At 72.8% G+C, this 26,995-nt stretch carries 24 protein-coding genes and 5 tRNA genes; 19 read left to right on the top strand and 10 right to left on the bottom strand.

The features are described from left to right. The first annotated feature begins 29 nt into the window (after positions 1-29). Together ACZ4M3_RS27225 and argH are read left to right on the top strand one after the other, a co-directional pair. Positions 30-1,223 (top strand): argininosuccinate synthase, encoded by a 1,194-nt coding sequence (locus ACZ4M3_RS27225; RefSeq protein ID WP_467736900.1) that lies wholly within the window; start codon positions 30-32, stop codon positions 1,221-1,223. 91 nt (positions 1,224-1,314) lie between these two features. Further along, positions 1,315-2,742: an argininosuccinate lyase gene (argH, locus tag ACZ4M3_RS27220; RefSeq protein WP_467736898.1), complete on the top strand. Its 1,428-nt coding sequence runs from the start codon at positions 1,315-1,317 to the stop codon at positions 2,740-2,742. Positions 2,743-2,799: 57 nt separating this feature from the next. Here the strand turns inward: argH and ACZ4M3_RS27215 are convergent, their stop codons facing one another. Next, positions 2,800-3,312: an HAD domain-containing protein gene (locus ACZ4M3_RS27215; RefSeq protein WP_467737044.1), complete on the bottom strand. Its 513-nt coding sequence runs from the start codon at positions 3,310-3,312 to the stop codon at positions 2,800-2,802. 98 nt (positions 3,313-3,410) lie between these two features. Between ACZ4M3_RS27215 and ACZ4M3_RS27210 the strand changes: the two genes are divergently transcribed. The 3 genes from ACZ4M3_RS27210 to ACZ4M3_RS27200 all read left to right on the top strand — a co-directional run bounded on the left by ACZ4M3_RS27210 (position 3,411) and on the right by ACZ4M3_RS27200 (position 7,045). Next, a complete protein-coding gene (locus tag ACZ4M3_RS27210; protein ID WP_467736896.1) occupies positions 3,411-3,962 on the top strand; it encodes a TetR/AcrR family transcriptional regulator in 552 nt (183 codons plus the stop codon). Further along, positions 3,959-5,503: an MFS transporter gene (locus tag ACZ4M3_RS27205; RefSeq protein ID WP_467736894.1), complete on the top strand. Its 1,545-nt coding sequence runs from the start codon at positions 3,959-3,961 to the stop codon at positions 5,501-5,503. Before ACZ4M3_RS27210 ends, ACZ4M3_RS27205 begins: the two co-directional genes overlap by 4 nt. 66 nt (positions 5,504-5,569) lie before the next feature. Continuing rightward, on the top strand, positions 5,570-7,045 hold the full coding sequence (locus tag ACZ4M3_RS27200; RefSeq protein WP_467736892.1) for a membrane-associated oxidoreductase: 1,476 nt from the start codon (positions 5,570-5,572) through the stop codon (positions 7,043-7,045). Between the two features lie 21 nt (positions 7,046-7,066). On the opposite strand, the gene ACZ4M3_RS27195 is transcribed toward ACZ4M3_RS27200, so the two are convergent. Then, on the bottom strand, positions 7,067-7,699 hold the full coding sequence (locus ACZ4M3_RS27195) for a lysophospholipid acyltransferase family protein (protein WP_467736890.1): 633 nt from the start codon (positions 7,697-7,699) through the stop codon (positions 7,067-7,069). 297 nt (positions 7,700-7,996) lie between these two features. On the opposite strand from ACZ4M3_RS27195, the gene ACZ4M3_RS27190 reads away from it, so the two are divergent. The 3 genes from ACZ4M3_RS27190 to ACZ4M3_RS27180 all read left to right on the top strand — a co-directional run bounded on the left by ACZ4M3_RS27190 (position 7,997) and on the right by ACZ4M3_RS27180 (position 10,346). After that, positions 7,997-9,160 (top strand): glycerophosphodiester phosphodiesterase, encoded by a 1,164-nt coding sequence (locus ACZ4M3_RS27190; RefSeq protein ID WP_467736888.1) that lies wholly within the window; start codon positions 7,997-7,999, stop codon positions 9,158-9,160. A 108-nt stretch (positions 9,161-9,268) separates the two neighbouring features. Next, the gene (locus tag ACZ4M3_RS27185) at positions 9,269-9,802 is read left to right on the top strand and encodes a sigma-70 family RNA polymerase sigma factor (RefSeq protein WP_467736886.1); all 534 of its coding nucleotides are present in this window, start codon (positions 9,269-9,271) and stop codon (positions 9,800-9,802) included. 37 nt (positions 9,803-9,839) lie between these two features. Beyond that, positions 9,840-10,346 (top strand): GNAT family N-acetyltransferase, encoded by a 507-nt coding sequence (locus ACZ4M3_RS27180; protein ID WP_467736884.1) that lies wholly within the window; start codon positions 9,840-9,842, stop codon positions 10,344-10,346. Positions 10,347-10,370: 24 nt separating this feature from the next. On the opposite strand, the gene ACZ4M3_RS27175 is transcribed toward ACZ4M3_RS27180, so the two are convergent. Both ACZ4M3_RS27175 and ACZ4M3_RS27170 read right to left on the bottom strand, forming a co-directional pair. Further along, positions 10,371-10,805, bottom strand: a complete 435-nt coding sequence (locus ACZ4M3_RS27175) for a hypothetical protein (RefSeq protein ID WP_467737042.1) — start codon at positions 10,803-10,805, stop codon at positions 10,371-10,373. Between the two features lies 1 nt (position 10,806). Then, positions 10,807-11,175, bottom strand: a complete 369-nt coding sequence (locus ACZ4M3_RS27170) for a hypothetical protein (protein ID WP_453354604.1) — start codon at positions 11,173-11,175, stop codon at positions 10,807-10,809. 464 nt (positions 11,176-11,639) lie between these two features. On the opposite strand from ACZ4M3_RS27170, the gene ACZ4M3_RS27165 reads away from it, so the two are divergent. The 8 genes from ACZ4M3_RS27165 to ACZ4M3_RS27130 all read left to right on the top strand — a co-directional run bounded on the left by ACZ4M3_RS27165 (position 11,640) and on the right by ACZ4M3_RS27130 (position 22,273). Next, a complete protein-coding gene (locus ACZ4M3_RS27165) occupies positions 11,640-12,731 on the top strand; it encodes a methionine ABC transporter ATP-binding protein (protein ID WP_467737040.1) in 1,092 nt (363 codons plus the stop codon). Beyond that, a complete protein-coding gene (locus ACZ4M3_RS27160; protein ID WP_467736881.1) occupies positions 12,728-13,396 on the top strand; it encodes a methionine ABC transporter permease in 669 nt (222 codons plus the stop codon). Before ACZ4M3_RS27165 ends, ACZ4M3_RS27160 begins: the two co-directional genes overlap by 4 nt. Positions 13,397-13,525: 129 nt before the next feature. Continuing rightward, positions 13,526-14,389 (top strand): MetQ/NlpA family ABC transporter substrate-binding protein, encoded by an 864-nt coding sequence (locus tag ACZ4M3_RS27155; RefSeq protein ID WP_467736879.1) that lies wholly within the window; start codon positions 13,526-13,528, stop codon positions 14,387-14,389. Positions 14,390-14,603: 214 nt separating this feature from the next. Continuing rightward, positions 14,604-15,284, top strand: a complete 681-nt coding sequence (locus tag ACZ4M3_RS27150; RefSeq protein ID WP_467736877.1) for a GNAT family N-acetyltransferase — start codon at positions 14,604-14,606, stop codon at positions 15,282-15,284. Between the two features lie 79 nt (positions 15,285-15,363). Then, positions 15,364-16,596 carry a precorrin-6y C5,15-methyltransferase (decarboxylating) subunit CbiE gene (gene cbiE, locus ACZ4M3_RS27145; protein ID WP_467736875.1) on the top strand — a complete coding sequence of 411 codons (1,233 nt, stop codon included), beginning with the start codon at positions 15,364-15,366 and terminating at the stop codon, positions 16,594-16,596. 230 nt (positions 16,597-16,826) lie between these two features. Continuing rightward, positions 16,827-19,976, top strand: coding sequence for a nicotinate-nucleotide--dimethylbenzimidazole phosphoribosyltransferase (gene cobT / locus ACZ4M3_RS27140; protein WP_467736873.1), 3,150 nt, complete (start codon positions 16,827-16,829; stop codon positions 19,974-19,976). A 176-nt stretch (positions 19,977-20,152) separates the two neighbouring features. Beyond that, entirely contained in the window at positions 20,153-21,370 is a 1,218-nt protein-coding gene (gene cobA / locus ACZ4M3_RS27135; protein WP_467736871.1) for a uroporphyrinogen-III C-methyltransferase, read from the top strand. Positions 21,371-21,433: 63 nt separating this feature from the next. Then, positions 21,434-22,273, top strand: a complete 840-nt coding sequence (locus tag ACZ4M3_RS27130) for a TrmH family RNA methyltransferase (protein ID WP_467736869.1) — start codon at positions 21,434-21,436, stop codon at positions 22,271-22,273. Here ACZ4M3_RS27130 and ACZ4M3_RS27125 read toward each other — a convergent pair. Next, a complete protein-coding gene (locus ACZ4M3_RS27125; RefSeq protein ID WP_467736867.1) occupies positions 22,270-23,451 on the bottom strand; it encodes a serine/threonine-protein kinase in 1,182 nt (393 codons plus the stop codon). The genes ACZ4M3_RS27130 and ACZ4M3_RS27125 overlap by 4 nt on opposite strands. 563 nt (positions 23,452-24,014) lie before the next feature. Here ACZ4M3_RS27125 and ACZ4M3_RS27120 point away from each other — a divergent pair. Further along, positions 24,015-24,200: a hypothetical protein gene (locus ACZ4M3_RS27120; RefSeq protein WP_361318526.1), complete on the top strand. Its 186-nt coding sequence runs from the start codon at positions 24,015-24,017 to the stop codon at positions 24,198-24,200. Between the two features lie 212 nt (positions 24,201-24,412). Here the strand turns inward: ACZ4M3_RS27120 and ACZ4M3_RS27115 are convergent. From ACZ4M3_RS27115 to ACZ4M3_RS27095, 5 genes are all read right to left on the bottom strand, one after another. Next, positions 24,413-24,487 (bottom strand) — tRNA-Val (locus tag ACZ4M3_RS27115). A 50-nt stretch (positions 24,488-24,537) separates the two neighbouring features. Beyond that, positions 24,538-24,609, bottom strand: a tRNA-Val gene (locus ACZ4M3_RS27110). A 20-nt stretch (positions 24,610-24,629) separates the two neighbouring features. After that, a tRNA-Val gene (locus tag ACZ4M3_RS27105) sits at positions 24,630-24,701 on the bottom strand. 1 nt (position 24,702) lies between these two features. Next, positions 24,703-24,776: transfer RNA gene (locus tag ACZ4M3_RS27100), tRNA-Cys, on the bottom strand. A 38-nt stretch (positions 24,777-24,814) separates the two neighbouring features. After that, positions 24,815-24,887 (bottom strand) — tRNA-Gly (locus tag ACZ4M3_RS27095). A 179-nt stretch (positions 24,888-25,066) separates the two neighbouring features. On the opposite strand from ACZ4M3_RS27095, the gene ACZ4M3_RS27090 reads away from it, so the two are divergent. Both ACZ4M3_RS27090 and ACZ4M3_RS27085 read left to right on the top strand, forming a co-directional pair. Continuing rightward, positions 25,067-26,161 carry a chorismate-binding protein gene (locus ACZ4M3_RS27090; protein WP_467736866.1) on the top strand — a complete coding sequence of 365 codons (1,095 nt, stop codon included), beginning with the start codon at positions 25,067-25,069 and terminating at the stop codon, positions 26,159-26,161. Further along, on the top strand, positions 26,158-26,979 hold the full coding sequence (locus ACZ4M3_RS27085) for an aminotransferase class IV (protein WP_467736865.1): 822 nt from the start codon (positions 26,158-26,160) through the stop codon (positions 26,977-26,979). Before ACZ4M3_RS27090 ends, ACZ4M3_RS27085 begins: the two co-directional genes overlap by 4 nt. Positions 26,980-26,995: the final 16 nt, after the last annotated feature.

Here is a 26,995-nt window from a genome sequence, read left to right as displayed (position 1 = left end):
ATCGCCGATCGCACCGTGAGGAGAAGACCGTGACCGAGCGCGTCGTACTCGCCTATTCGGGCGGCCTGGACACCTCCGTCGCCATCGGCTGGATCGCCGAGGAGACGGGCGCCGAGGTCATCGCCGTCGCCGTGGACGTCGGCCAGGGCGGTGAGGACCTCGACGTCATCCGCAAGCGCGCGCTCGCCTGCGGCGCCGTCGAGGCCGAGGTCGCGGACGCCAAGGACGAGTTCGCCGAGGAGTACTGCCTCCCGGCGATCAAGGCGAACGCCCTGTACATGGACCGCTACCCGCTCGTCTCGGCGCTCTCCCGGCCCGCGATCGTCAAGCACCTCGTCGCCGCCGCCGAGAAGCACGGCGCGACGACCGTCGCCCACGGCTGCACCGGCAAGGGCAACGACCAGGTCCGCTTCGAGGCCGGCATCGCCGCCCTCGGCCCCGGCCTCAAGTGCATCGCCCCGGTCCGCGACTACGCGATGACGCGCGACAAGGCCATCGCCTTCTGCGAGCAGCAGGACCTCCCGATCGCGACCACCAAGAAGTCCCCGTACTCCATCGACCAGAACGTCTTCGGGCGCGCCGTCGAGACGGGGTTCCTGGAGGACATCTGGAACGCCCCGATCGAGGACGTCTACGAGTACACCGCGAACCCGGCGACCCCCCGCGAGGCCGACGAGGTCGTCATCTCCTTCAAGGAGGGCGTCCCGGTCGCCATCGACGGCAGGCCCGTCACCGTGCTCCAGGCCGTCCAGCAGCTCAACGAGCGCGCGGGCGCCCAGGGCGTCGGCCGGATCGACATGGTCGAGGACCGCCTCGTCGGCATCAAGTCCCGCGAGGTGTACGAGGCTCCGGGCGCGATCGCCCTGATCACCGCCCACCAGGAGTTGGAGAACGTCACGGTCGAGCGCGAGCTGGCCCGCTACAAGCGGCAGGTCGAGCAGCGCTGGGGCGAGCTGGTCTACGACGGCCTGTGGTTCTCCCCGCTCAAGCGGGCCCTGGACGGTTTCATCGACGAGGCCAACCTGCACGTCACCGGTGACGTCCGGATGACGCTGCACGGCGGCCGCGCCGTCGTCACCGGCCGCAAGTCGGACGAGTCGCTGTACGACTTCAACCTGGCGACCTACGACTCGGGCGACACCTTCGACCAGTCGAAGGCCCAGGGCTTCATCGAGATCTTCGGCCTGTCGTCGAAGATCGCCGCGCGCCGCGACCTCGGCTGAGCCGAGTCGTTCCACGCAGTACGAAGACCGGCTCCCTGTTTCCTCCGCGACAGGGAGCCGGTCGTACCCCCACTCTTGAGGAGCAGTAGCTGTGAGCAGCAACAACGGTGACGTCCGGCTCTGGGGCGGCCGGTTCGCCGACGGTCCGGCCGAGGCCCTGGCCAAGCTGTCCGCGTCCGTCCACTTCGACTGGCGCCTCGCGCCGTACGACATCGCCGGCTCCCGCGCCCACGCGCGGGTCCTCGCCAAAGCGGGCCTGCTCACGGCCGACGAGCTCGACCGCATGATCGCCGGGCTGGACCGGCTGGAAGCCGATGTGGCCGACGGCTCCTTCACCGGCACCATCGCCGACGAGGACGTGCACACCGCCCTGGAGCGCGGCCTGCTGGAGCGGCTCGGCGCCGACCTCGGCGGCAAGCTGCGGGCCGGCCGGTCCCGCAACGACCAGGTGGCCACCCTCTTCCGGATGTACCTGCGCGACCACGCGCGGATCGTCGGCGGCCTGCTCGCCGACCTCCAGGACGCGCTGGTCGGGCTCGCCGAGGCGCACGCCGACGTGGCCATGCCGGGCCGCACGCACCTCCAGCACGCGCAGCCGGTGCTGTTCGCCCACCACGTACTGGCCCACGTGCAGTCCCTGTCCCGGGACGCGGAGCGGCTGCGCCAGTGGGACACCCGCACCGCCGTCTCCCCGTACGGCTCCGGCGCCCTGGCCGGCTCCTCGCTGGGCCTGGACCCGGAGGCGGTCGCCGCGGACCTCGGCTTCGAGCGGGGTTCGGTCGGCAACTCCATCGACGGCACGGCCTCCCGTGACTTCGTCGCCGAGTTCGCCTTCATCACCGCGATGATCGGGATCAACCTGTCCCGGATCGCGGAGGAGATCATCATCTGGAACACGAAGGAGTTCTCCTTCGTGACGCTGCACGACGCCTTCTCCACCGGGTCGTCGATCATGCCGCAGAAGAAGAACCCGGACATCGCGGAGCTGGCGCGCGGCAAGTCCGGCCGCCTGATCGGCAACCTGACCGGCCTGCTCGCCACCCTCAAGGCCCTCCCGCTCGCGTACAACCGCGATCTCCAGGAGGACAAGGAGCCGGTGTTCGACTCCTGCGACACCCTTGAGGTCCTGCTGCCCGCCTTCACCGGCATGATGGCGACGCTCACCGTCAACCGCGAGCGGATGGAGGAGCTGGCTCCGGCGGGCTTCTCGCTCGCGACGGACATCGCGGAATGGCTGGTCAAGCAGGGCGTGCCGTTCCGGGTCGCGCACGAGGTGGCCGGCGAGTGCGTCAAGGAGTGCGAGGCGCTCGGCATCGAGCTGGACGGGCTCACGGACGAGCAGTTCTCCAAGATCTCGGAGCACCTGACGCCGGAGGTCCGTACGGTCCTCAACGTCAAGGGCGCCCTCGCCTCCCGCAACGGCCGCGGCGGCACCGCGCCGTCGGCGGTGGCCACCCAGCTGACCGAGCTCAAGGCGGACCTGGTCATCCAGCACGCCTGGGCCGCGCACAAGCAGTAACCGCGTCACCCCCCGGGAGGGCGGCCGGAGCACCCGCTCCGGCCGCCCTCCCGTCGGTTACGCCGCCGCCCAGGCCGCGAGCGCCCCGAAATCCGCCCGGACCAGCCCGACCCGCTCGTCTATCCGCATCAGCAGCGCCCGCGCGGGGTGGCGCCGGTCTACGTACTCCCGGTCCATGGCCGTGATGTCGTCGTCGATCCACGCGAAGGGCCGGTGGCCCCCGTACTCCAGGACGTACTGGGTCTTCCAGAAGGTGCCGCGCGGCGCCCGCCCGTGCATCTGCGGCCAGTCGACGAACGGCAGCCGGGGCAGCCCCAGGCGCGGCCCGATCCACTCGTTGGCCTCGTCCTTCCAGGTCGTCGCCCAGACCAACTCGTACGCGCCCGCCAGCGCGAGCAGCTCCGCCCCGTGACCGGGGTTCAGCCACACCCGCAGCGGCTTGCGGCTCTCGGCCTCCCTCCAGCCGGTCGGGCGCATCCGGTGGGTGGCGTAGCCCTCGGGGCGGCGCTGCGGCTTGGCCGCGTAGGGGTTCAGTGGTCCGTCGACATCGATCAGCAGCAGCGGCTTCAGCGGTTCCATCTCGGCAGGATTCCTTCCGGCTGCCGCCAGGGCAGCCCATTTTCCGCTTGAATGAGACATCGGCGTCTCATTTGGGGTATCGTTGTCTCATGGCCATGGATCGTGACCAGGTGCTCCGCGACGCGGCCGCCCTGCTTTCCCGGAAATCGACCGCGACGATGGACGAGGTCGCCCGCGCCGCCGGCATCGGCCGCGCGACCCTGCACCGGCACTTCGCCGGGCGCGACGCCCTCGTGCGGGCCCTGGAGGAGATGGGCATCCGGGAGTTCGAGGTGGCGTTCGACAACGCCCGCCTCGGCGAGGGCACGGCCGTCGAGGCGCTCAGGCGGCTCGTCGCGGAGAGCGAACCCAACGCCCAGCTGCTGGCCTTCCTCGTCACCGAGAACCAGCTCTTCGAGGGCGATCAGGTCCACGAGGGGTGGTCCCGGCTCGACGCCCGCGTCAGCGCCCTGTTCCGGCGCGGCCAGGACGAGGGCACGATCCGGATCGACCTGAGCCCCGCCTGGCTCACCGAGGCCCTCTACGGCCTCATCGGCACCTGTGCCTGGGCCGTCATGGACGGCCGGGTCGCGGCCAAGGACTTCCAGTACATGATCATCGAGCTGTTGCTCGGTGGCGCACGACGGAGTGTGGAGAAATGACCCGTACCGAACAGCTCACACGGCAGAAGGGGACGGAGGCGAAGAGCGGCGGCAGGTGGCTCGCGCTCTCCGTGCTCGTCCTGGCCGTCCTGCTGGTCGCGGTCGACGCCACCGTACTCGGCCTCGCCACTCCGTCCCTCAGCGAGGACCTCAAGCCGTCCGGCACCCAGCTGCTGTGGATCGGCGACATCTACTCCTTCGTCATCGCCGGTCTGCTCGTCTCCATGGGCTCGCTCGGCGACCGGATCGGCCGCAAGAAGCTGCTCCTCATAGGCGCCACCGCCTTCGGCGCCGTCTCCGTGCTGAACGCCTACGCGACCAGCCCCGAAATGATGATCGCCGCCCGGGCGCTGCTCGGCGTGGCCGGCGCGACCCTGATGCCGTCCACCCTCGCGCTGATCCGCAACATCTTCCACGACCCGCGCGAGCGCAGCCTGGCCATCGGCATCTGGGGCGCCACCGCCTCGGCCGGCGCCGCCGTCGGGCCCGTCGTCGGCGGAGCCGTGCTCCAGCACTTCTACTGGGGCTCGGTCTTCCTCATCAACCTGCCCGTGATGGCCGTGCTGGTCATCGTCGGCATCAAGCTGCTGCCGGAGTCGAAGAACCCCGTCGCCGGCCCCTGGGACCTGCCCAGCGTCGGCCTCTCGCTCGTCGGCGTCATCGGTGTGGTCTACGCGGTCAAGGAAGCCGCCACCCACGGCCTCACCTGGGAGGTCGCCACCGCCGCCGTCCTCGGCGCCGGCGCCCTGTACGCCTTCGTACGCCGCCAGTTCGCGCTGAGCGCGCCGCTGCTCGACATGCGGCTGTTCAAGCACCGCGGCTTCTCCGGCGCGGTCCTCGCCGACCTGCTCACCGTCTTCGGGCTGTCCGGACTCGTCTTCTTCCTCTCCCAGTTCCTCCAGCTCGTCCAGGGACGCGACCCGCTGGAGGCCGGTCTGGCCGAACTGCCCGCCGCCATCGGCGCCGTGGCCACCGGACTGCTCGCCGGCCGCTACGCCCGCCGGTACTCGGTCCGGGTGATCGTCAGCGGCGGCCTCGCCGCCATCGGCCTGGCCCTGGGCGCGCTCACGCTGCTCCACAAGGAGAGCGGCTACCCGCTGCTCGGCGCGGCCCTGCTCGTCGTCGGACTCGGCGCCGGCTTCTCCTTCACCGTCACCGCCGACGTGATCCTCTCCAGCGTGCCCAAGGAGCAGGCCGGTTCGGCGTCCGCGGTGTCCGAGACCGCCTACGAACTGGGCGCCGCCCTCGGCATCGCCCTGCTCGGCTCCATCGTGACCGGTGTCTACCAGAGCTTCACCGCCCCGGCCTCGGTCCCCGCGCCGGTCGCCGACGCGGCGCACGAATCGCTGGGCGGCGCCGTGGAGGCGGGCCGGATGCTGGACCCGGGGACCGCGCAGACGATGGTCGGCGCGGCCCAGGACGCCTTCGTGGACGGCCTCCGGCTGGCCTCGGGCGTCGGCGCCGCCGTCCTGCTGGCCACCGCCGCGGCAGCATGGTTCCTGCTGCGCGGCCAGGAGCTCCAGGACGGCATCCAGCACTGAGCCACCCCAAGGGATGGCATTTCGGCCGGAGTTGACACCCCGTCGCCCGCCGGACACCATCCCGCAGTGGAGATTAACGACCTGACGTCCGCCGAACGCCGCGTGTGGGACGCCTTCCCGCGCGGCGAGGCCGTCGACTTCCGGGAAGAACCCGGGGACCGCTCCGTCGACGGGGCCGGGTGGGGACCGGAGCGCACCGTCCGCGCCGAGGTGCTCCGGGCCCTGTTGCTCGGCGCCGGGCCGGCCGAGGCGGGCCAAGTCGCCGGGCTCAAGGTCAAGGGTGCCCGGATCACCGGCAAACTCGACCTCAGGTACGCCGTCGTCGACCACCCGATCCGGCTGCGGGACTGCTGGTTCGAGCGCAAGCCGCTGCTGTACGGGGCCCAGTTGAAGGCGCTCGTCCTCGGCTACTCGACCCTGCCCGGCCTGACCGCGGCCACCGTGCGCGTCGAGGTGGTCCTGCGGCTGTCCTGCTGCCGGATCACCGGGCCCGTCCGGCTCCAGGGCGCCCGCATCGCCGGTGGCATCTTCCTCCAGGGAGCCGTGATCGAACCGGCCCCGGGCGAGGCGGCGGGCGAGGCCGCGCTCCAGCTCAACCACGCCGAGATCGGCACCGACATCATCGCCAACGACCTCACCGTCCACGGTCAGTTCCGCTTGAACGGCGCCACCGTGGGCGGACAGGTCCAGCTCGACGGCGCCCGCCTGTTCGCCCCCGGCGCGATAGCCCTGCACGCCGAGACGCTGACCGTCGGCACCGACCTGCGCGCCCACCGGCTGCACGCCCGCGGCATGGTCAACCTCACCGGATCCCGCATCCCCGGGCAGGCCAACCTCACCCGCAGCGACCTCGGCAACCCCGGCGCAACCGCCCTACGGGCCTCCAGCTGCTCCATCGGCGAGCTGTGGCTACGCCGGTGCCCGCCGATCCAGGGGGACGTGAACCTGCGCCGGTCCACCCTCGACCTGCTCCACGTAGAGCCGCAGAGCTGGCCCGAGCGGATCGCCGTCGACGGCCTCACCTACCGCACCCTGGCCCCCCACCTGCCGGCCGAGCAGCGCCTGCCCGCACTGGAGCGCGAGGAGGCCGGCTACCTCCCGTACGCCTACGAGCAGCTCGCCGCGGCCTACCGGACGGCCGGGGACGAGGAGGCGGCCCGGACCGTCCAGCTCGCCAAACTCCGCCGGCACCGCGCCACCCTGCCCCGGCCCGCCAGGGTGTGGGGGCTGCTCCAGGACGCCACCGTCGGCTACGGGTTCCGGCCGCTGCGCGCGGCGGGCTGGCTGCTGGCCCTGCTGGTGACGGGCTCGATGGCGTTCGCCCTGCACCATCCCAGGCCGCTCAAGCCGGGGGAGGCCCCCGACTTCAACCCGGTCTTCTACACCATCGACCTGATGCTGCCGATCATCGGCTTCGGCCAGGAGGAGGCCTTCGCGCCGGGCGGCTGGTACCAGTGGCTGTCGTACCTGCTGATCGTGACCGGCTGGGTCCTCGCCACGACCACCGCGGCGGGCGTCAGCCGGTCACTGCGGCGGCAGTAGCGGCAGCGGCAGGGGCAGGGGCTACGCGGCTTCCTTGGCCTTGGTGGCGTACATGTCCACGTACTCCTGGCCGGACAGCCGCATGACCTCGGCCATCACCGAGTCGGTGACGGCGCGCAGCACGTAGCGGTCGCGGTCCATGCCCTCGTAGCGGGAGAACTCCATCGGCGCGCCGAAGCGGATGGTGACCCGGCCCGGGCGGGGCATGCCCTTGCCGCCGGGCTGGAGCTTGTCCGTACCGATCACCGCGAACGGCACCACGGGCGCGCCGGTCATCAGGGTGAGGCGGGCGATGCCGGTGCGGCCCCGGTAGAGCCGGCCGTCGGGGGAGCGGGTGCCCTCCGGGTAGATGCCGAAGATCTTGCCCTCTTCGAGGATGCGGCGGCCGGTCATCAGGGCCGCGACTCCGCCGTTCGCGCCGTCGCGGTCGACGGGGATCATGCCGGAGCCGGTGAAGAACCACGCCATCAGCCGGCCCTTGAGGCCCTTGCCCGTCACGTACTCGTCCTTGCCGATGAAGTGGACCGTGCGGTCGCAGACCAGCGGCAGGATCATCGAGTCGATGAAGGTGAGGTGGTTGCCCGCGAGGATCACCGGACCGGTGCCCGGGATGTTCTCGACGTCCTCCACCCGGGTGCGGAACATGAGCCGCATGACCGGTCCTACGGTGGCCTTGATGAACGCGGTACGGAACAACGTGAGCCCTCCGGCTTCGAAAAGCGGCTTCGCACCACATGGTGGTAGTGCAGGTGAGGACGATACTCGCGGGTCGTCACTGATCGCACATCGGGTTCACGTGTCGGATACGCAGTGTTGACGTGTGTTTGCGCCAAGTTCCGCCCGGACCCCCCTGCCCGCCACCGCCGGCTGCCTACCATCGGCGGGCCGGTCCGGCCGTCTGACCTGGAGATCCCGGGACGGGCGACCCCTCAGACACAGGGAGCGACACTCATGACGCAGGGTGGGGCAGCACGGCGTACGGTCCTGGGGGCCGCGGTTCTCGCGGCGGGGACCGGGTTCACCGGACTGGCGGCGGGCCCGGCCGCCGCCGCGGCCGCGGGCGGCGGCCACGAGGGCGGCTACCGGGACCTCCCGGTGCCGCTGATCGTCGGTCACCGCGGCTCCAGCGGCTACCGCCCCGAGCACACCCTGGGCTCGTACCAACTGGCCCTCGACCTCGGCGCCGACGTCATCGAGCAGGACCTGGTCCCCACCAAGGACGGCCATCTGGTGTGCCGTCACGAGAACGAGATCGGCGGTACCACCGACGTCGCCGACCACCCCGGGTTCGCTTCCCGGCGGACCACCAAGTCCGTCGACGGGGTCTCCGTCACCGGCTGGTTCACCGAGGACTTCACCCTCGCCGAGCTCAAGACCCTGCGGGCGAAGGAACGTATCCCCGCCGTCCGCCAGCGCAACACGCTCTACGACGGCCGGTGGGACGTGCCGACCTTCGAGGAGGTGCTCCGCTGGGCCGACCAGGAGGGCCGGCGGCGCGGCAAGCGGGTCTGGCTGCACGTCGAGACCAAGCACCCCAGCTACTTCCGGGCCCTGGGCCTCGGCCTGGAGGAGCCCCTCGCGAAGCTGCTGCGCCGCTACGGCCGCGACGGCAAGAACGCGCCCCTGTTCCTCCAGTCCTTCGAGCCGTCCAGCATCCAGCGCCTCTCCCGGCTGGTCTCCGCACCCCGCGTGGTGCTGCTCGGAGCGGCGAACACCCGCCCCTGGGACTTCGAACTGGCCAAGGACCCGCGCACCGTCGTCGACCTCGTCACGCCCGAGGGCCTCAAGTGGATCGCCGGCTTCGCCCAGGGCATCGGGCCCACCCTCGATCTGATCGTGCCGCGCGACGCCGACGGCAAGCTGGGCACGCCGACCACCCTGGTGCGCGACGCGCACGCGCAGCGGCTGGTGCTGCACCCCTACACCGCGCGCAACGAGAACAGCTTCCTGCCGGCCGAGTACCGCAAGGGCACCGATCCGGCCGCCTACGGGGACGCCTTCGGCGCCTTCCGCCGGTACTTCGAGCTCGGCGTCGACGGCATCTTCACCGACAACCCGGACACCGGGCTGCTCGCGGCCGAGGCCTACCGGCCGGGCCGGCGCCCCCGGCCGTAGCCCCGCCCGGCCGCGTCAACGGCCGGGCGGAGTTACTCGTACGAGTGTGCTGGGCCCGGCGGGGAAACCGCCGGGCACCGGCCCCGCGTCCCGCCCGGCATGGACCTGATGAAGGACACCGACCTGCTGAACGAGCTGGGGCCGCTGCTCTCCGCCGAGGCCGCCGCGGAGGCCCCCGCCGCCGGGGTGGACGCCGCCGACCTGGAGCAAGCCGTCTGGGTCAGGCTGCTGGAACGCGGCCCGGCCGCCCCCGGCCCGACGGCGGCCGAGGCCTCCGCCGAGCGGGCCCGCTGGCTGCGCCGGGCGGTGCGCGCCGAGGCCCGCAGGGCCCGCCGCCGGGCGCTGCGCGAGGTGCCCTACGGGGCCCGGCCCGGCTGCGCCGGCGCCGATCCCGAGGACGCGTTGCTGCACGGGGAGCAGCGGCGGGTCCTTCGATCGGCCGTCGCCCGGTTGCCCGGACGCTGTCCGGAACTCATAGGGGCACTTCTTTCGCCGAGGGACCTCACATACCGTGAAATCGCAGGAGAGTTGGGTATCTCACAAGGAAGTTTGGGGCCTGTGCGTTCCCGTTGCCTGGGATGTCTGCGCAGAATGCTGGCTGCAGAGGTTGCGGCTCCACGCCTTCGGGGAATGGAGCGGTAGACCAACGGGCTACCAGGTGAGCTGGAGGCATGCGCACATGGGTATGAGCGTGACCATTTCGGCGGCGGCCGCCGAGGACGTCGAGCAGATCTTCAAGCTCCAGTACCTGGCGTTCCAGCGCGAGGCCGAGCTCTACGGCAACTACCGCATCCAGCCGCTCACCCAGACCCTCGACTCCCTCAAGTCGGAGCTCGAAACCGACACCGTGCTGGTGGCCCGGCTCGGTGACGAGGTCGTCGGCGCGGTGCGCGGCACCGTCGACGCGGACGGCACCGGCAAGATCGCCAAGCTGTGCGTCCACCCCCGCCTCCAGGGCCACGGGCTCGGCGCCCGGCTGCTGCGCGCAGTGGAAGAGGCCCTCGCGGGCCACAGCGGCACCAGCCGGTTCCGGCTGCACACCGGCCACAAGAGCGAGTCCAACCTGCGGCTCTACCGCAAGGCGGGCTACGTCCGGGTCGGCGACCGGACCGCCTCCGACGGGGTGCACCTCGTCATCCTGGAGAAGGAAGCGAAGGACGCGTCCGACTTCGCGGTCAGCGCCTGAGCCCGTGTCAGCGCCGCCCGCCGCTCAGCGTTTGGCGCGCAGCCAGAGCATCCCGGTGACCGGCAGGATCACCGGGATGAACAGGTAGCCCATACCGAACTGCGACCACACCGTCGTGTCGGGGAACGCCTCGGGCCGCACCAGGGTCCAGGTCCCGACGACGAGCACGCCGGTCAGCTCGGCGGCGCAGCACAGCCGCGCCGCCTTGCGGGCGCTCTCGCCGCCCCGCACCAGCGAGTACGTGATGAAGACGTACACCAGCGCGGCCACCGCAGACAGCGAGTACGGCAGCGGGGCCCGGTCGAACTCGGTGGAGATCTGGTAGGCCGAGCGCGACACCGCGCCCACCGTGATCACCCCGTACAGCCAGACCAGCAGCAGCCCCGGCCCGGAGACCAGCCGCGCGCGTCCCACGGGCGCCCCGGCGGTGTCGGCCGCGGCGGAATCGGTGTCGGGCAGATCAGGCACCGGCGGTTCCCCAGATGTCGTAGAGGCGTACTTCGAGGACGGCGAGGACGACCGCACCCGCCGCCACCGTCACCGAACCCCACTTCGTGCGTTCGGAGAGCGAGAGCAGCCCGGCCGCCGGGACCGCCGCGAAGGCGCCGAGCAGGTAGGCCACGAACAGCACCGTGCCCTGCTCCGGCTTCTCGCCCGAGCCCAGCTTGACCAGGCCGACCACCAGCTGGGCGAGGACCAGGACGGTCACCACGGCCATGCCGATGAAGTGCCAGTCCTTGGTCGGCTGGTTCCGCAGCGCGGCGAAACCGCACCAGGCGGCGAGGGCGAGTGCGGCCGCGCCGAGGGCGGCCGTCAGGGCGTCGAGCATGCAGCGAGGGTATTACGGGGCACAAGATCGGCCGCGCGCGCCCCTGGAGGACCCCGGCGCCCGCCCCGTATCCGTCCCGCCCCCGCCTCCGCGCCCGTCCGGCATGCGACCCGATAGCGTCCGCTATTCGGACAGCGTTGAACGCTGAGCCGAGAGGTCTGCTTTACTGGGCCCATGACCACGACGAGCAGCCGCACCCTTGCGACCGAGGCGACGATGACGCCCGGTGCTCGTTGTATGTGTCGAATGTGCGCCTTCTGAGGGCCCCTTCCCCGCAGTCTCGCGCCCCGAAGCGAGACCGGCCGAGCCCCGTGGACACCACCGTGTGACACCCGGAAACGCTCCCGCCCCGCGCATGCGTCCGCCTCACCCTTTCGTGACGGTGTGACCCGTATCGCGTGCCAGATGTTTGCCCCGTGCCCGGCACCCCGCTGCGCCGCGCACTCGACAGCGACGGAAATCCTGTGATCACCACATCGGGCCTCACGAAGGTCTACAAGTCCCGTGGCCGCGAGGTCACCGCCCTGGACGGCGTCGACCTCCACGTACGGGAGGGCGAGGTCTACGGAGTCATCGGCCAGAGCGGCGCCGGCAAGTCCTCCCTCATCCGCTGCGTCAACCTGCTGGAGCGCCCCACCAGCGGCACGGTCACCGTCGACGGCGTCGACCTCACCGCGCTCGGCGGCCGCGGCCGCCGGGCCGGCAAGGAACTGCGCGAGGCCCGCAGCCGGATCGGCATGGTCTTCCAGCACTTCAACCTGCTGTCCTCGCGCACCGTCCAGGGCAACATCGAGCTGCCCCTGGAGATCCTCGGCGTCTCCGGCCGCGAGCGCTCCCGCAAGGCCGCCGAACTGCTCGACCTCGTCGGGCTCGCCGACAAGGCCAAGGCGTACCCCGGCCAGCTCTCCGGCGGCCAGAAGCAGCGCGTCGGCATCGCCCGCGCCCTGGCCGGCGACCCCAAGGTGCTGCTCTCCGACGAGGCCACCAGCGCCCTCGACCCCGAGACCACCCGCTCCATCCTCCAGCTGCTGCGCGACCTCAACCGCGAGCTCGGCCTGACCGTGCTGCTCATCACGCACGAGATGGACGTGGTCAAGGCCGTCTGCGACTCCGCCGCGCTCATGAAGGGCGGCCGGGTCGTCGAGTCCGGCACCGTCTCCGAACTGCTGGCCACCCCCGGCTCCGAACTCGCCGGTGAGCTCTTCCCGGTCAGCGGCGCCGCCACCGGTCCCGACCGCACGGTCATCGACGTCACCTTCCACGGTGAAGCCGCGACCCAGCCGGTCGTCTCCCAGCTCGCCCGGACGTACAACATCGACATCTCGATCCTGGGCGCGGCGATGGACACCGTCGCCGGCAAGCAGATCGGCCGGATGCGCATCGAGCTGCCCGGCCGCTACGAGGACAACGTGGTCCCGGTCGGCTTCCTGCGGGAGCAGGGCCTCCAGGTCGAGTTGGTCGAAGACGACGCGCACCCGACGCGGGACGCTGAGCAGGACGTGGACGTGATCGCTGACGCGGAGCTCGCCGAGCTCGTCAAGGACGGTGCCAAGTGACCTGGTCCGAAATGCAGCCCCTGCTCACCCAGGGCACCTACGACACCCTCTACATGGTGCTGTGGTCCACACTGGTCACCGTCGCCGGCGGACTGCCCATCGGCATCCTCCTCGTCCTCACCGACCGTGGCGGCCTGCTCCAGAACCAGCCGCTCAACAAGGCGCTCGGCGTGATCGTGAACATCGGCCGCTCGCTGCCGTTCATCATCCTGCTGATCGCGCTGATCCCGGTCACCACCGCCGTCGTCGGCACCTTCATCGGCCCCACCGCCATGATCGTCCCGCTCGCCATCGGCGCCGTCCCCTTCTTCGCCCGGCTCGTCGAGACGGCCGTCCGCGAGGTGGACCCCGGCCTCGTCGAAGCCGTCGAGTCCATGGGCGGCGGTGTCCCGACCCTGGTCGGCAAGGTGCTGCTGCCGCAGGCCCTGCCCTCCCTGATCGCCGGCGTCACCACGACCGTCATCACCCTGGTCGGCTACTCGGCCATGGCGGGCGCGGTCGGCGGCGAAGGGCTCGGCTCCAAGGCCATCACGTACGGCTTCCAGCGCTTCGAGACCGGCTTCATGGTCGCCACCGTCGTCGTGCTGATCGCCCTCGTCACCGTCATCCAGCTGATCGGCGACGGCGTCGTACGCGTCCTCGCCCGCCGCGGCCGCACCGCCTGACCCGGCGCCGGGCCGCCCGTACTTCCCCACCCCCCCCCAGAAAGCCCGCACTTGTCGTGCTTGGGCCACCACCCGCGAGTACCGCGCGAGCTGCGCGCGGCACCCGCACCGCAATGAAAGGCACTCTTCGTGCGTAAGAACATCAAGCTCACCGCTTTCGCCGCCGCCTCCGCCGCGCTCGCCCTTGGCCTCACCGCCTGCGGCAGCTCCTCGGACCCGTCCTCCGCCAAGGCCGGCGGCGGCAAGGCCGACGAGAGCAAGCCGCTCGTCATCGCGGCCTCCCCGAGCCCCCACGCCGACATCCTGAACTTCGTCAAGGACAAGCTGGCGGCCAAGGAAGGGCTCAAGCTGGAGGTGAAGGAGTTCACCGACTACGTGCTGCCCAACACCGCCACCGAGCAGGGCCAGGTCGACGGCAACTACTTCCAGCACAAGCCGTACCTCGACGACTTCAACAAGAAGAACGGCACCCACATCGTGCCCGTCGTGAACGTGCACCTGGAGCCCCTCGGCCTCTACTCCAAGAAGGTCAAGGCCGTCGGTGACATCAAGGCCGGCCAGACGATCGCCGTCCCCAACGACACCACCAACGAGGGCCGCGCGCTCCAGCTGCTCGCCGCCAACAACCTGATCACCCTCAAGGAGGGTGTCGGCACCGGCGCCAAGCTGTCCGACATCACCGACAAGAAGGGCCTGGAGTTCAAGGAGCTGGAGGCCGCCACGGTCCCGCGCGCCCTGAACGACGTCGACGCCGCCGTCATCAACGGCAACTACGCCCTGGAGGCCAAGCTCGCGCCCGCCAAGGACGCGCTGATCCTGGAGAAGGCCGACGGCAACCCGTACGCCAACTTCCTCGCGGTCAAGGACGGCAACCAGGACGACCCGCGCGTCCAGAAGCTCGCCAAGCTGCTGAACTCGGACGAGGTCAAGAAGTTCATCGAGGACAAGTACCAGGGCTCGGTCACCCCGGCCTTCGGAACCCCCAAGGCCTGAGCGGCGTCCGGCGGGTCGGAACCGGACACCCCCTGACCCGCCAGGGCTTTCGGCCCCGCACGCCCACCCGGGCGGGCGGGGCCGGCGCCTGCCCGCATCCGGGCAGCCCGGCCCTGCACATCACCACTCCGATGCTGCATGCTGTGGCCTACGACCCGCACGAACGGTCCTCCCGCACCACGGTCGCACCACGGTCTCAGGCATGGAGCTGCGCATGACTACCACCTTCCCGGACGTCACCATCAGCACGGACCGGCTGGTGCTGCGCCCCTTCGAGGAGGAGGACGTCACCGCACTCGCCGAGATGATGAACGACGAGCAGGTCATCGCGTGGACCTCCGCCCCGCACCCCTACACCCGGGCCGACGCCCACGACTGGGCCACCCGGCGCTCGCACGCCGAACGCACCGAGGGACGGGGCATCGTCCTCGCCGTCACGGAGTTCCTCACCCACCGTCTCGTCGGCGCCGTGCACCTGCGCAACACCGACTGGCGCACCCGTACCACCGAGGCCGGCTACCTCACCGCCCCCTGGGCCCGCGGCGAGGGCTACGCCAGCGAGTCCGTCCGCGCGGTCGCCGAGTGGCTCTTCAGCGACCGCCACTTCGAGCGCCTCGAACTGCGCACCGCCGCCGACAACACCGCCTCCCAGCAAGTGGCCCAGAAGATCGGCTGCATCAGTGAGGGCGTCCTGCGCAACGCGTGCATAGTGCGCACCCAGACGGCGGACGGCAGCTGGACCGAGACCCGCAGCGACCTCATCGTGTGGGGCCTGGTCCCCGAAGACCTCGACGACACCGACGGCTACGACGAGTACCCCGGATACGGCGAGCGCTACGAGTTCCGCGAGCGGGCCGACGTGAGCGGCCACACCGTCGGTGCCGACCGGAACTGACCCGATGACCAGGTAGTCTCACCGTGCCCGACCCACCCGACGAAGCTTCGCCTGCCCCCACCCCAGGAGACTGACGACGATGGCCGACCGGGTCACGGTGATCGGCTGGGACGGCTCCGCGCTGACCGCGGCCGCCCGGTCCGCGCTCTCGGCCGCCACCTTGGTGGCCGGCGCCGCCCACCACCTCGCACTGCCCGAGGTCCCGCCCACCGCCGAACGCATCCGCCTCGGCAGCCTCGGCCTCGCCGCCCGCCGGATCGCCGGCCACCGCGGCACCGCCGTCGTGTTCGCCGACGGCGACCCAGGCTTCTTCGGAGTCGTACGCACCCTGCGCGCCCCCGAGTACGGCCTCGAAGTCGAAGTGGTCCCCGCCGTCTCCTCCGTCGCCGCCGCCTTCGCCCGCGCCGGGATGCCGTGGGACGACGCCCAGGTGGTCGTCGCCCACCCGCGGACCCTGCGCCGGGCCGTCAACGTCTGCCGCGCCCACGCCAAGGTCGCCGTCCTCACCTCGCCCGGCGCCGGCCCGGCCGAACTCGCCCTGCTGCTCGGCCCGGTCCACCGCACCTTCGTGATCTGCGAGGAACTGGGCACCACCCGGGAACGGGTCACCGTCCTCACCTCCGACAAGGCCGCCGACCACGCCTGGCGCGACCCCAACGTGGTCATCGTCATCGGCGGCCAGGCCCCCGCCGCCGCCGAACCGGCCTGGCTGCTCGGCCAGCATCCCGCCCGCACCGCCGAGCGCGGCTGGGCCCGGCCCCGGCCCGGCACCGGCGAAGGCGAGTCGGCCCCGCTGCGCGCCGCCCAGCTCGCCCGCCTCGGCCCGCGCCCCGGGGACCTGGTCTGGGACATCGGCGCCGGCTCCGGCGCACTCGCCGTGGACGCCGCCGCGTTCGGGGCCGCCGTCATCGCCGTCGAGGCAGACCCGGCCGCCTGCGAACGCGTAACCGCCCTCGCCCGCACGCGCGGAGTGCAGGTCCAGGTCGTCGCCGGCCGGGCCCCCCTCGTACTCGAAGACCTGCCCGAACCCGACGTCGTGCGCGTCGGCGCCGGGGGCGCCCCGGTGGTCTCGGCGGTCGCCGACCGCCGGCCCGAACGGATCGTCAGCCACGCCTCCACCCGCGACGAGGCCGAGGCCATCGGCCGCGCGCTGACCGAACGCGGGTACGCCGTCGAGTGCGCGCTGCTCCAGTCCGTCGGACTCGACACCCGCACCTGGGACGAACAGGACCGTTCCGTGGTGTTCCTGCTGGCAGCCGAACGGCCCCGGACCGCCCGGACGGGACCCGGCGCCGCCCCCGGGGTAGGCTGACCGATCGTCGTACTGCCCAGGCAGGACGCGGGACGTGGCGCAGTCCACAGCGGACCGTTCAGCTTTATGGCCCACACGGCGGCTGACGAGCGCGACAATGCTCAGTAGTTGTTGTGCAGGCGCACCCGAGGCGAACGCGGCTCACGGCAACCCCGCACGGCAACTCCGCGCGGCGGCCCAGTGGGCGACCGGGCGATCGAAGAGGCAACACCGATGGGCGAGGGGTACGCATGACTGACACCGGCCAGGTCCCGGGCGAGGGTCACCCGGACAACGCGGGCATGGTGGATCAGCAGGGCATCCCCGCTCAGGGCGCGCCCCTTCCCCCCGTCCCCCCGCAGGCCCCCGCGGGCTACGCCTTCCAGGACCTGGTGGACGACTCCGCCGAGGCCGAGGACGAGGAACTCCTGCTGATGCCGAGCGGCCAGGGCGCGTGGAGCGACCCGCAGCCCGTCCCGCCGGCCCCCGTGTTCCCCGTCGAGGTCCCGCAGGCGTACCCCGACTACCCGCAGCCCCTCTACACCGAGCACACCGGCGGCGGCCACGTCGAGCCCTCGTACGCCGAGAACGCGGCTGCGGAGAACGCCGCCGGGCAGAACGCGGCCGTGGGCAACGGCTACCCCGGCTTCCCGGACGCCGGTTACCCCGCGCCCGCGCAGCCCGGCTTCCCCGACGCCGCCCAGCCCGAAACCGCGTACAGCGCCGGCGCGCACGAGACGGGCGGCCGGGACTCCGGGGCGCTCGACCTCGGCGGCCTCGTGGTCCCGCCGCAGGCCGCCGCACCGGTGGCCCCCGCCGCCACGGCCCGCCGCCCGCTGCACATGGGGCCGGCCGTACCGGAGGCCGGGGGAGTCGTACGGTCCCTCGCGGACCGGGGCCCGGCCGCCGCGCCGGTGGCGCCCATCCCGGTCCGCAGGTCGGGGCCGCCCACCACGGGCCCGGAGTACCTGGACGTCCCGCAGCAGCCGGAGGTGGCCGCCGAGGCCGCCGCCGCACCGGCCGCGCCGCAGCCGCAGCCGGCCGAGGCCCCGCCGCAGGCCGGGACCCCGTGGACGGCGGAGCCGGTGGCCGAGGCCGCCGTCCCGCCCGTCGAAGCCCCGCCCGTCGAAGCCCCGCCCGTCGCCGAGCCGGAGCCGGTGGCGGAGCCCGCCCCCGAGCCCGTCGCGGTGTCCGCCCCCGAGCCGGTCGCGGAGCCCGTCGCGGAGTCCGCCTCCGAGCCCGTCGCGGAGCCGGTCGCCGCGGCGGAGCCGGAGGCCGCGCCGGAGCCGCCCGCCGTACCCGAGCCCGTCGCCATGCCCGAGCCGACCCCGGCGGCCGCCGCCGAGGCGGAGCCCGCCGCGGCCGGGGAGCCCGCGCAGCCGGAGGCCGTCCCGCAGCCCGAGCAGCAGCCGGAGCCCGCCCCGGTCGCGCCGGCCGCCGTGGAGCCCGAGGCCGTTCCGGTCGCACCCGCCGACCCGCAGGCCGCCCCGGCCCCGGCCGCCGCCGAGGAAGCCGCTGCCGCCCCGGCCCAGCCGGAGCCGGCCGCCGCGCCCGCGGAGCCCGTCCAGCCCCTCCCGGCCGTCGACGAAGCCCCCGCACCCGCCGAGGCCGAAGTCGAGGCCGAAGCCGTCGAGGCCCCCGAGGCCCTCGCGCCCGCCGTCGCCCCCGGCGAACCGGCCCCCGCCTACGCCGAGGCCGACCGCGAGGCCATCCAGCGCGTCATGCGCGAGCGCCGCGACATCCGCAAGGGCTTCCGCCCCGACCCGATCCCGCACGACGTCCTGCTGCGCGTCCTCGAAGCCGCGCACACCGCGCCCAGCGTCGGCCACTCCCAGCCCTGGGACTTCGTCGTCATCCGTTCGGCCGAGACCCGCCGGACCATGCACGAACTCGCCCAGCGCCAGCGCGAGGCCTACGCGAAGTCGCTGCCCAAGGGCCGGGCGAAGCAGTTCAAGGAACTCAAGATCGAGGCCATCCTCGACACCCCGGTGAACATCGTCGTCACCGCCGACCCGACCCGCGGCGGCCGGCACACCCTCGGCCGGCACACCCAGCCGCAGATGGCCCCGTACTCCTCGGCCCTCGCCGTCGAGAACCTCTGGCTCGCCGCGCGCGCCGAAGGCATCGGTGTCGGCTGGGTCAGCTTCTTCGACGAGCGCGAGATGGTCCGCGAGCTCGGCCTGCCCGAGCACCTCGAAGTCGTCGCGTACCTGTGCGTCGGATACGTCGACGAGTTCCCGGAGGAGCCCGAGCTGGCGCAGGCCGGCTGGTCCCAGCGCCGGCCGCTGGCCTGGGTCGTCCACGAGGAGACGTACGGGCGCCGCGCGCTGCCCGGCGAGGAACCGCACGACCTGCTCTCCGAGACGGTCGCCGGCATCCGCCCGCTCGACGCGAAGGCGCTCGGCGAGGCCTGGGAGCGGCAGAAGCGCATGACGAAGCCGGCCGGCGCGCTCGGCATGCTGGAGATCATCTCCGCCCAGCTGGCGGGCCTGTCCCGGGTCTGCCCGCCGCCGATCCCCGAGCCGGCCGCCGTCGCGATCTTCGCCGGTGACCACGGGGTGCACGCCCAGGGCGTCACCCCCTGGCCCCAGGAGGTCACCACCCAGATGGTGGCCAACTTCCTGGGCGGCGGAGCCGTCTGCAACGCCTTCGCCAACCAGGTGGGCGCCGAGGTCTGCGTGATCGACGTCGGTGTCGCCGGGGACCTCCCGGCCACGCCCGGTCTGCTGCCCCGCAAGGTCCGGCCCGGCACGGCCGACCTCTCGACCGGTCCGGCGATGACCCGCGAGGAAGCGGTCCAGGCCATCGAGGTGGGCATCGAGACCGCCCGCGACCTGGTCGCTGCGGGCAACAAGGCCCTGCTCACGGGCGAGATGGGCATCGCGAACACCACCGTCTCGGCCGCCCTGATCTCGGTGTTCACCGGGGTGGACCCGGCCGAGGTCACCGGCCGGGGCACCGGCATCAACGACGAGACGCACGCCCGCAAGGTCGAGGTGGTCCGCCGCGCGCTGGAACTCCACCAGCCGGACCCGGCCGACCCGATCGGCGTCCTCGCGGCCATCGGCGGCCTGGAGCACGCGGCGATCGTCGGCCTCCTGCTCGGCGGCGCCTCCCTGCGCACCCCGGTGATCCTGGACGGCGTCAGCGCGGGCGCGGCCGCCCTCGTCGCCCGGGCCATCGCCCCCGAGTCCCTGTCGGCGTGCATCGCGGGCCACCGCAGCGCCGAGCCGGGCCACGTCGCGGCCCTGAACAAGCTCGGCCTGCGCCCCCTGGTCGACCTCGACCTGCGGCTCGGCGAGGGCACGGGCGCCCTCCTGGCCCTCCCGCTGGTGCAGAGCGCGGCCCGCGCCATGCACGAGGTCGCCACCTTCGACTCCGCCGGAGTCACCGAGAAGTAGCCGCGGGCCACCGCTGCGAGGACAGGCGCGGGCAGCAGAGCGCCGGCCCTCGCAGCGGTGCGGCCGCCGGGTCGTATCGTGGACCCGCACACCCGAAAACCGCACGTCACCCCGGATCAGCCGCTCCAGCGCAGCAGCGGCCGCAGACACACCGCCGTATCAGGAGCCGCACCGCCATGGCCGAACACCCCGCGTACCCCGTCGGTCTGCGCCTCGCCGGCCGCCGCGTCGTCGTCATCGGCGGCGGCCAGGTCGCCCAGCGCCGGCTGCCCGCGCTGATCGCGGCCGGGGCGGACGTCCTGCTCGTCTCGCCCTCGGCCACCCCCTCCGTGGACGCCATGGCCGAGACCGGTGAGATCCGCTGGGAGCGCCGCCGGTACCAGGACGGCGACCTGGCCGGTGCCTGGTACGCGCTGATCGCCACCCAGAACCGCGAGGCCAACGACCGGGCCTCCGCCGAGGCCGAGCGCGAGCGGGTGTGGTGCGTACGCGCCGACGACGCCTCCGCCGCCACCGCCTGGACCCCCGCCACCGGCCGCGTGGACGGCGTCACCGTGGCCGTGCTGACCGGCAACGACCCGCGCCGTTCCGCCGCCGTCCGCGACGCCGTGGTGGAGGGGCTGCGGGACGGCTCCCTCGTCTCCACCCGCCGGCGCGGCCACACCCCGGGCGTGGCCCTGGTCGGCGGCGGGCCCGGCGATCCCGACCTGATCACCGTGCGCGGCCGGCGCCTGCTCGCCGAGGCGGACGTGGTCATCGCCGACCGGCTCGGCCCGCGCGACCTCCTGGACGAACTCCCGCCCCACGTCGAGGTCATCGACGCGGCGAAGATCCCCTACGGCCGTTTCATGGCCCAGGAGGCCATCAACCACGCCCTGATCGAGCACGCCAAGGCCGGCAAGGCCGTGGTCCGGCTCAAGGGCGGCGACCCGTACGTCTTCGGCCGCGGCATGGAGGAGCTCCAGGCGCTCGCGGAGGCCGGTATCCCCTGCACCGTCGTCCCGGGCATCTCCAGCTCCATCTCGGTGCCCGGCGCGGCCGGCATCCCGGTCACCCACCGGGGCGTCGCGCACGAGTTCACCGTCGTCAGCGGGCACGTCGGCCCCGACGACCCGCGCTCGCTCGTGGACTGGGCCTCCCTCGCCAAGCTGACCGGCACCCTCGTCATCCTGATGGGCGTCGACAAGATCGGCCTGATCGCCGAGGCCCTGGTCCGGCACGGCCGTCCCGCCGACACCCCGGTCGCCGTCGTCCAGGAAGGCACCACCGCGACGCAGCGCCGCGTGGACGCCACCTTGGCCACCGTCGGCGAGACGGTGCGGGCGCAGGAGGTCCGCCCGCCGGCCGTCATCGTCATCGGCGCGGTCGTCGCGGTCAACGCCCCGACGGCCTGAAGACCTCCGCCGGCGCCTGACCGGGCCGTTGGCACCACACCCAGGACAAGGCAGTATCACCCTGTGGCTGATCTCATCACCGTCGACGACCCCGACGACCCGCGCCTGCGCGACTACACGGGCCTGACCGACGTCGAACTGCGGCGCAGGCGCGAGCCCGCCGAAGGGCTCTTCATCGCCGAGGGCGAGAAGGTCATCAGACGCGCCAAGGACGCCGGCTACGAGATGCGCTCGATGCTGCTCTCCGCCAAGTGGGTCGACGTCATGCGCGACGTCATCGACGAACTCCCCGCCCCGGTCTACGCCGTCACCCCCGAGCTCGCCGAACGGGTCACCGGCTACCACGTGCACCGCGGCGCCCTCGCGTCGATGCAGCGCAAGCCCCTCCCGGCGCCGGACGAACTGCTGGCCGACGAGGCCGCGGGCCGCCGGATCGGGGTCTTCGAGGGCTTCGTGGACCACGCCAACCTGGGCGCGGCCTTCCGCAGCGCGGCGGCCCTCGGCATCAGCGCGATACTGCTCTCCCCGGACTGCGCGGACCCCCTGTACCGGCGCGCCATCAAGGTCTCGATGGGGTCGGTGTTCTCCGTCCCCTACGCCCGCCTGGACCAGTGGCCGGCCGACCTGGAGAAGGTCCGCGAGGCCGGCTACCGGATCCTCGCCATGACGCCCAGCCCCAAGGCGACCCCCCTGGACCAGGTCCCGCCGGAGCGCTTCGAGCGCTCGGCGATCATGCTCGGCTCCGAGGGCCACGGCCTGTCGACGTACGCACTGCGGGCCGCCGACGAATGGGTCCGGATCCCCATGGCCGAGGGCATCGACTCCCTGAACGTGGCCGCGGCCTCGGCGGTGGCCTTCTACGCGACCCGGCCGCCGACGGCCACGGCCCCGGAAACGGTCTAGAGCTTCTGCGCGGCGGCGATGCCCAGCGCGACGATCAGCGTCACCACGACGAACACGATCAGCCGCTGCCGCATCAGCTTCGGGTCGGGCCGCGCCGGGCGGCGGCCGGTCCCCGTCGTCCGCGGCGCCGGGCGGCCGCCGCTGCGCCCCGCGGTCGAGCCGGGGTTGCGGGGCGACGAGGGCCGCGAGTGCGGGCCGCTGTGCGGGCCCTGCGGCCGCGGAGTGGCGCCACCGCCGCCCGCGCCGCCGCCTCCGGTACGCCGCTCCGTGCGCTGGTCGGGGTACTGCTCGGTGAGCCGCCCCGTGGGCCGCTCGGTACGGGCGCGCTGCGCCGGCGGCCGCACCTCGCCCAGCCCCTGCGCCTCGCGGGCCGCGATCTCCTTGAGCCGCATCGACAGCTGGAGCGTGCTCGGCCGGTCCTCGGGATCCTTGGCCAGACAGGCCCGTACCAGGGGCGCGAGGGCGTCCGGGACCCCCTGCAAGTGGGGCTCCTCGTGCACGACGCGGTACAGCATGACCTCGGAACTGCCGTGCCCGAAGGGCGAGTCGGCGGTCGCCGCGTAGGCGAGGGTGGCCCCGAGGGCGAACACGTCGGTCGCGGGGGTCACCGCCGCGCCGCGCACCTGTTCGGGGGCGAGGAACCCGGGGGAGCCGACCGCCGTACCCACATGGGTGAGCGTGCTCGCCCCGGTGGCCCAGGCGATTCCGAAGTCGATGATCCGCGGCCCCTTGGGGGAGAGCAGGATGTTCGAGGGCTTGAGGTCGCGGTGGACGACCCCGGCCTCGTGGACGGCCACCAGGCCCTCCGACAGCGCGGCGCCGATCGCGGCGATCTGCGCGGCGGTCAGGGGGCCCTCCTCGGCCACCTTGTCGTGCAGGGAGGGGCCGGGCACGTACTGGGTCGCGAACCAGGGCCGCTCGGCCTCCAGATCGGCGGCGACCAGCCGGGCCGTACAGCCCCCGCGGATCCGCCGCGCGGCGGACACCTCACGGGCGAAGCGCGAGCGGAACTCCTGGTCCTCCGCCAGGTCCGGCCGGATCACCTTCAGGGCGACCCGCTGCCCGCGCCGGTCGGACCCCAGGTAGACGACGCCCATGCCGCCGGCCCCGAGCCGCCGGTGCAGCCTGAACGAGCCGACGACACGCGGGTCCTCGCGCCGGAGCCGCATCATCGCCATGTCCACCCCGCTGCCCGGTCGTCCTGTTGACGTGCCACAGCTTACGGACCATCCGGCACGAGCGCTCAGAGGCCGCGCCCTCGCCGGGACAATCGATCGTCAGTGCGGGGCACGCCACTTGAGGGTGGCTCAGCTGTTTCGGCAGGTGCCCGGCCGCAGCCGCCGGATACCGCCAAACGGCCCGCACGCCAAGGCGATTGGCCCCTCGGCCGGTCTCCGTGGCGGCCGCCGGGCGGGCGGCCGGGCCGGCGGCGGCCGCACCGCGCGCGGACCCTTCGCAGCAAGACACGCGTGTGCGGGGAGTGACGGAAGTGAGCGAAGTCACTACCCTCCGGTATCCCCTCGGGCATCCCCTCCGGGGAGACCCGCACGGTCGGGGGGTGATCTCCACCCAGGGGAGTACGCGGGAGGCCGGTTCCTCATCCTCCCGGAGGCCCGGCAATGGGTACGAGGGCATGAGGCCAGGGGCCTTGCGCCCGCCTAGTGTTGAGAGCAAGCGGCGGGCGGCACACTCGTCCCCCGAGGTCGGATGCCCGCCGCTGCCAGACGACAGGGAGAGGACCATGGCGGACTCCGCACGGCAGGGGCGCAAGGCATTCGCGTTCAACAGCCATGAGTCCGGTACGCGCCATCCACTGGTGGCTGCGGCCATGGTGCTCCCCCTGGCCGTCCTCCTGCTCTTCCTCTTCGGAGGCTTCGAGCAGGTGGCGGCGCAGGCGTCGTCCGTGGGCGCGATGCTGGGGCGCTGAGCGGCGCCCCAGGCCCGGGAGAGCGGCCCGGGCCGGGACATCGCCCTGTCGAACCCCGTGGGGACGGGGGCGCGACGGACGGCAGGTGAAGGGTGCTGCCCGTACGGCTGGGGAGTCGGACGGGCAGCACCCTTTTCATGTTCCGCCCCGGCCCGAGCGACGTCGGGCGGAACGCGAAAGCCCCGGCCGTGGAGGCGGCCGGGGCTTTTCGGTGGTGCGCGATACTGGGATTGAACCAGTGACCTCTTCCGTGTCAGGGAAGCGCTCTCCCGCTGAGCTAATCGCGCGGGATCACGGCTCGAAAGCCGCAGGTGGAGCAGGTGTTGCCGGTGCTGCGTGCGCGATACTGGGATTGAACCAGTGACCTCTTCCGTGTCAGGGAAGCGCTCTCCCGCTGAGCTAATCGCGCGGGTGGTCCTCGCGGACCAGTGGACGATACTGGGATTGAACCAGTGACCTCTTCCGTGTCAGGGAAGCGCTCTCCCGCTGAGCTAATCGTCCTTGGAGGTGGAGACGGGATTTGAACCCGTGTAGACGGCTTTGCAGGCCGTTGCCTCGCCTCTCGGCCACTCCACCAGGAGCTGCGGGGATTCTCGGGAAGACCCCCCACTTCGAGCGGACGACGAGACTCGAACTCGCGACATCCACCTTGGCAAGGTGGTGCTCTACCAACTGAGCTACGTCCGCAGGTCACCGTGTTCACTCCGGGGTGTTCCCCTTCGCTCCCTGGCGACGTGTTGAACTCTAGCGGATTCCCGGGCCAGCTCAAAAACGCGTTTCCGCAGCGTGCTGCCGCTCGATCACCGCCGGTCACCCCGCTGTCACCGCTCCGGCGCCGCGGCGTCACCGGTCATAGACTCGCAGCCGTGCACGACCTGCCTCCCCTGGCCCGCTTCGGCGGCCGCCTCGCGACCGATCTCCGTGACGTCACCAGCGACCCCTCCGCCCTCGACTCCACCGGCTTCTGGGCGGTGGCCGCGGACTTCGAGGGGCGCCTGGTGTGCGCGCGCTTCGGGGACATACGCCCCGACCCCGTCCCCGCACCCGTTCCCGGCGCCTGGCGCGGGCCCGCCGCCGACCAGTGGACCTCCTCGCTCGACCGGGCCGCCTACGTGGCCGGCGTGCGCCGCGTCCGCGAGCACATCGCCCGCGGCGAGGTCTACCAGGCCAACCTCTGCCGCGTGCTGTCCGCCCCGCTGCCCGACCCCGCCCGGGCCGACGTGGACGCGCTCACCGCCCTGCTCGCGCGCGGCAACCCCGCGCCCTATGCAGGAACGATTCGGCTGCGGGCGCACGGGGTCGAGATCGCCACCGCCTCCCCCGAGCTCTTCCTGCGCCGCGACGGCCGGCACGTGGAGTCCGGACCGATCAAGGGGACCGGCCGGACCGCCGAAGACCTGCTGCCCAAGGACCACGCCGAGAACGTGATGATCGTGGACCTCGTGCGCAACGACCTCGGCCGCGTCTGCGCGCCGGGCTCGGTCGCCGTCCCCGAGCTGTGCGCCGTCGAGGAGCACCCCGGTCTGGTCCACCTCGTCTCCACCGTCAGCGGCGAGCTGGCCGACGGCGCCGGATGGCCCGAGCTGCTGGCGGCGGCCTTCCCGCCCGGCTCCGTCACGGGCGCCCCGAAATCCTCGGCGCTGCGGATCATCGAGGCCCTGGAGGCGGCCCCGCGCGGCCCCTACTGCGGCGGTATCGGGTGGGTCGACGCCGACCGGGGCACCGGTGAGCTCGCCGTCGGCATCCGCACCTTCTGGATCGACCGCGAGGTGCCGGCCGGTCCCCGCCTGCGGTTCGGCACCGGCGCCGGGATCACCTGGGGTTCCGATCCGGACCGGGAGTGGGCCGAGACCGAGCTCAAGGCCGCCCGGCTCCTCGCTGTAGCGTCGGGAACGCACGAGACGCACGGGCCGCACGAGGCACACGGTGCGCATGGGCTGAGTGAAGGGACCGTACGGTGAGGATCTGGCTCAACGGAGCGCTGCGGGACGCGGACGCGGCGAAGGTGTCCGTACTGGACCACGGGCTGACCGTGGGCGACGGCCTCTTCGAGACGCTCAAGGCGCAGGACGGCACCGTGTTCGCGCTCACCCGCCACCTGGACCGGCTGACCCGCTCGGCCCGCGGTCTCGGGCTGCCCGACCCCGACCTCGACGAGGTGCGCCGGGCCTGCGCCGCCGTACTGGAAGCCAACCCGATGCCGCTCGGCCGGCTGCGCATCACCTACACCGGCGGTGTGTCCCCGCTGGGCTCCGAGCGCGGACGGACCGGCCCCACCCTGGTCGTCGCGGTCGGCGAGACCACCCGGCGCCCCGACACCACCGCCGTGATCACCGTCCCCTGGGTCCGCAACGAGCGCTCGGCGCTGACCGGCCTGAAGACCACCTCGTACGCCGAGAACGTGGTCGCGCTCTCCCGGGCGCACGCGGCCGGGGCCTCGGAGGCGCTGTTCGCCAACACCGTGGGGCAGCTCTGCGAGGGCACCGGATCCAACGTGTTCGTCGTCCTCGACGGGGAGCTGCACACCCCGCCGCTCGCCTCCGGCTGCCTCGCGGGCATCACCCGGGCCCTTGCGGTGGAGTGGACCGGCGCCAAGGAGACCGACCTGCCGCTCGACGCACTGGAGCGGGCGGAGGAAGTCTTCCTCACCTCCACCCTGCGCGACGTCCAGGCGGTCCACCGCGTCGACGACCGCGTGCTGGCGGCCGCCCCGGGGCCCGTCACCGCCAAGGCGATGCGGATCTTCGACGAGCGCGCGGGCTCCGACCTCGACCCGTAGACCCCGTCGCACGCCC

It is taken from the genome of Streptomyces sp. NPDC026522 (assembly GCF_055567555.1).
Note: the sequence above shows the minus strand (reverse complement) of the source record. Positions and strands in the feature narration are given on the sequence as shown.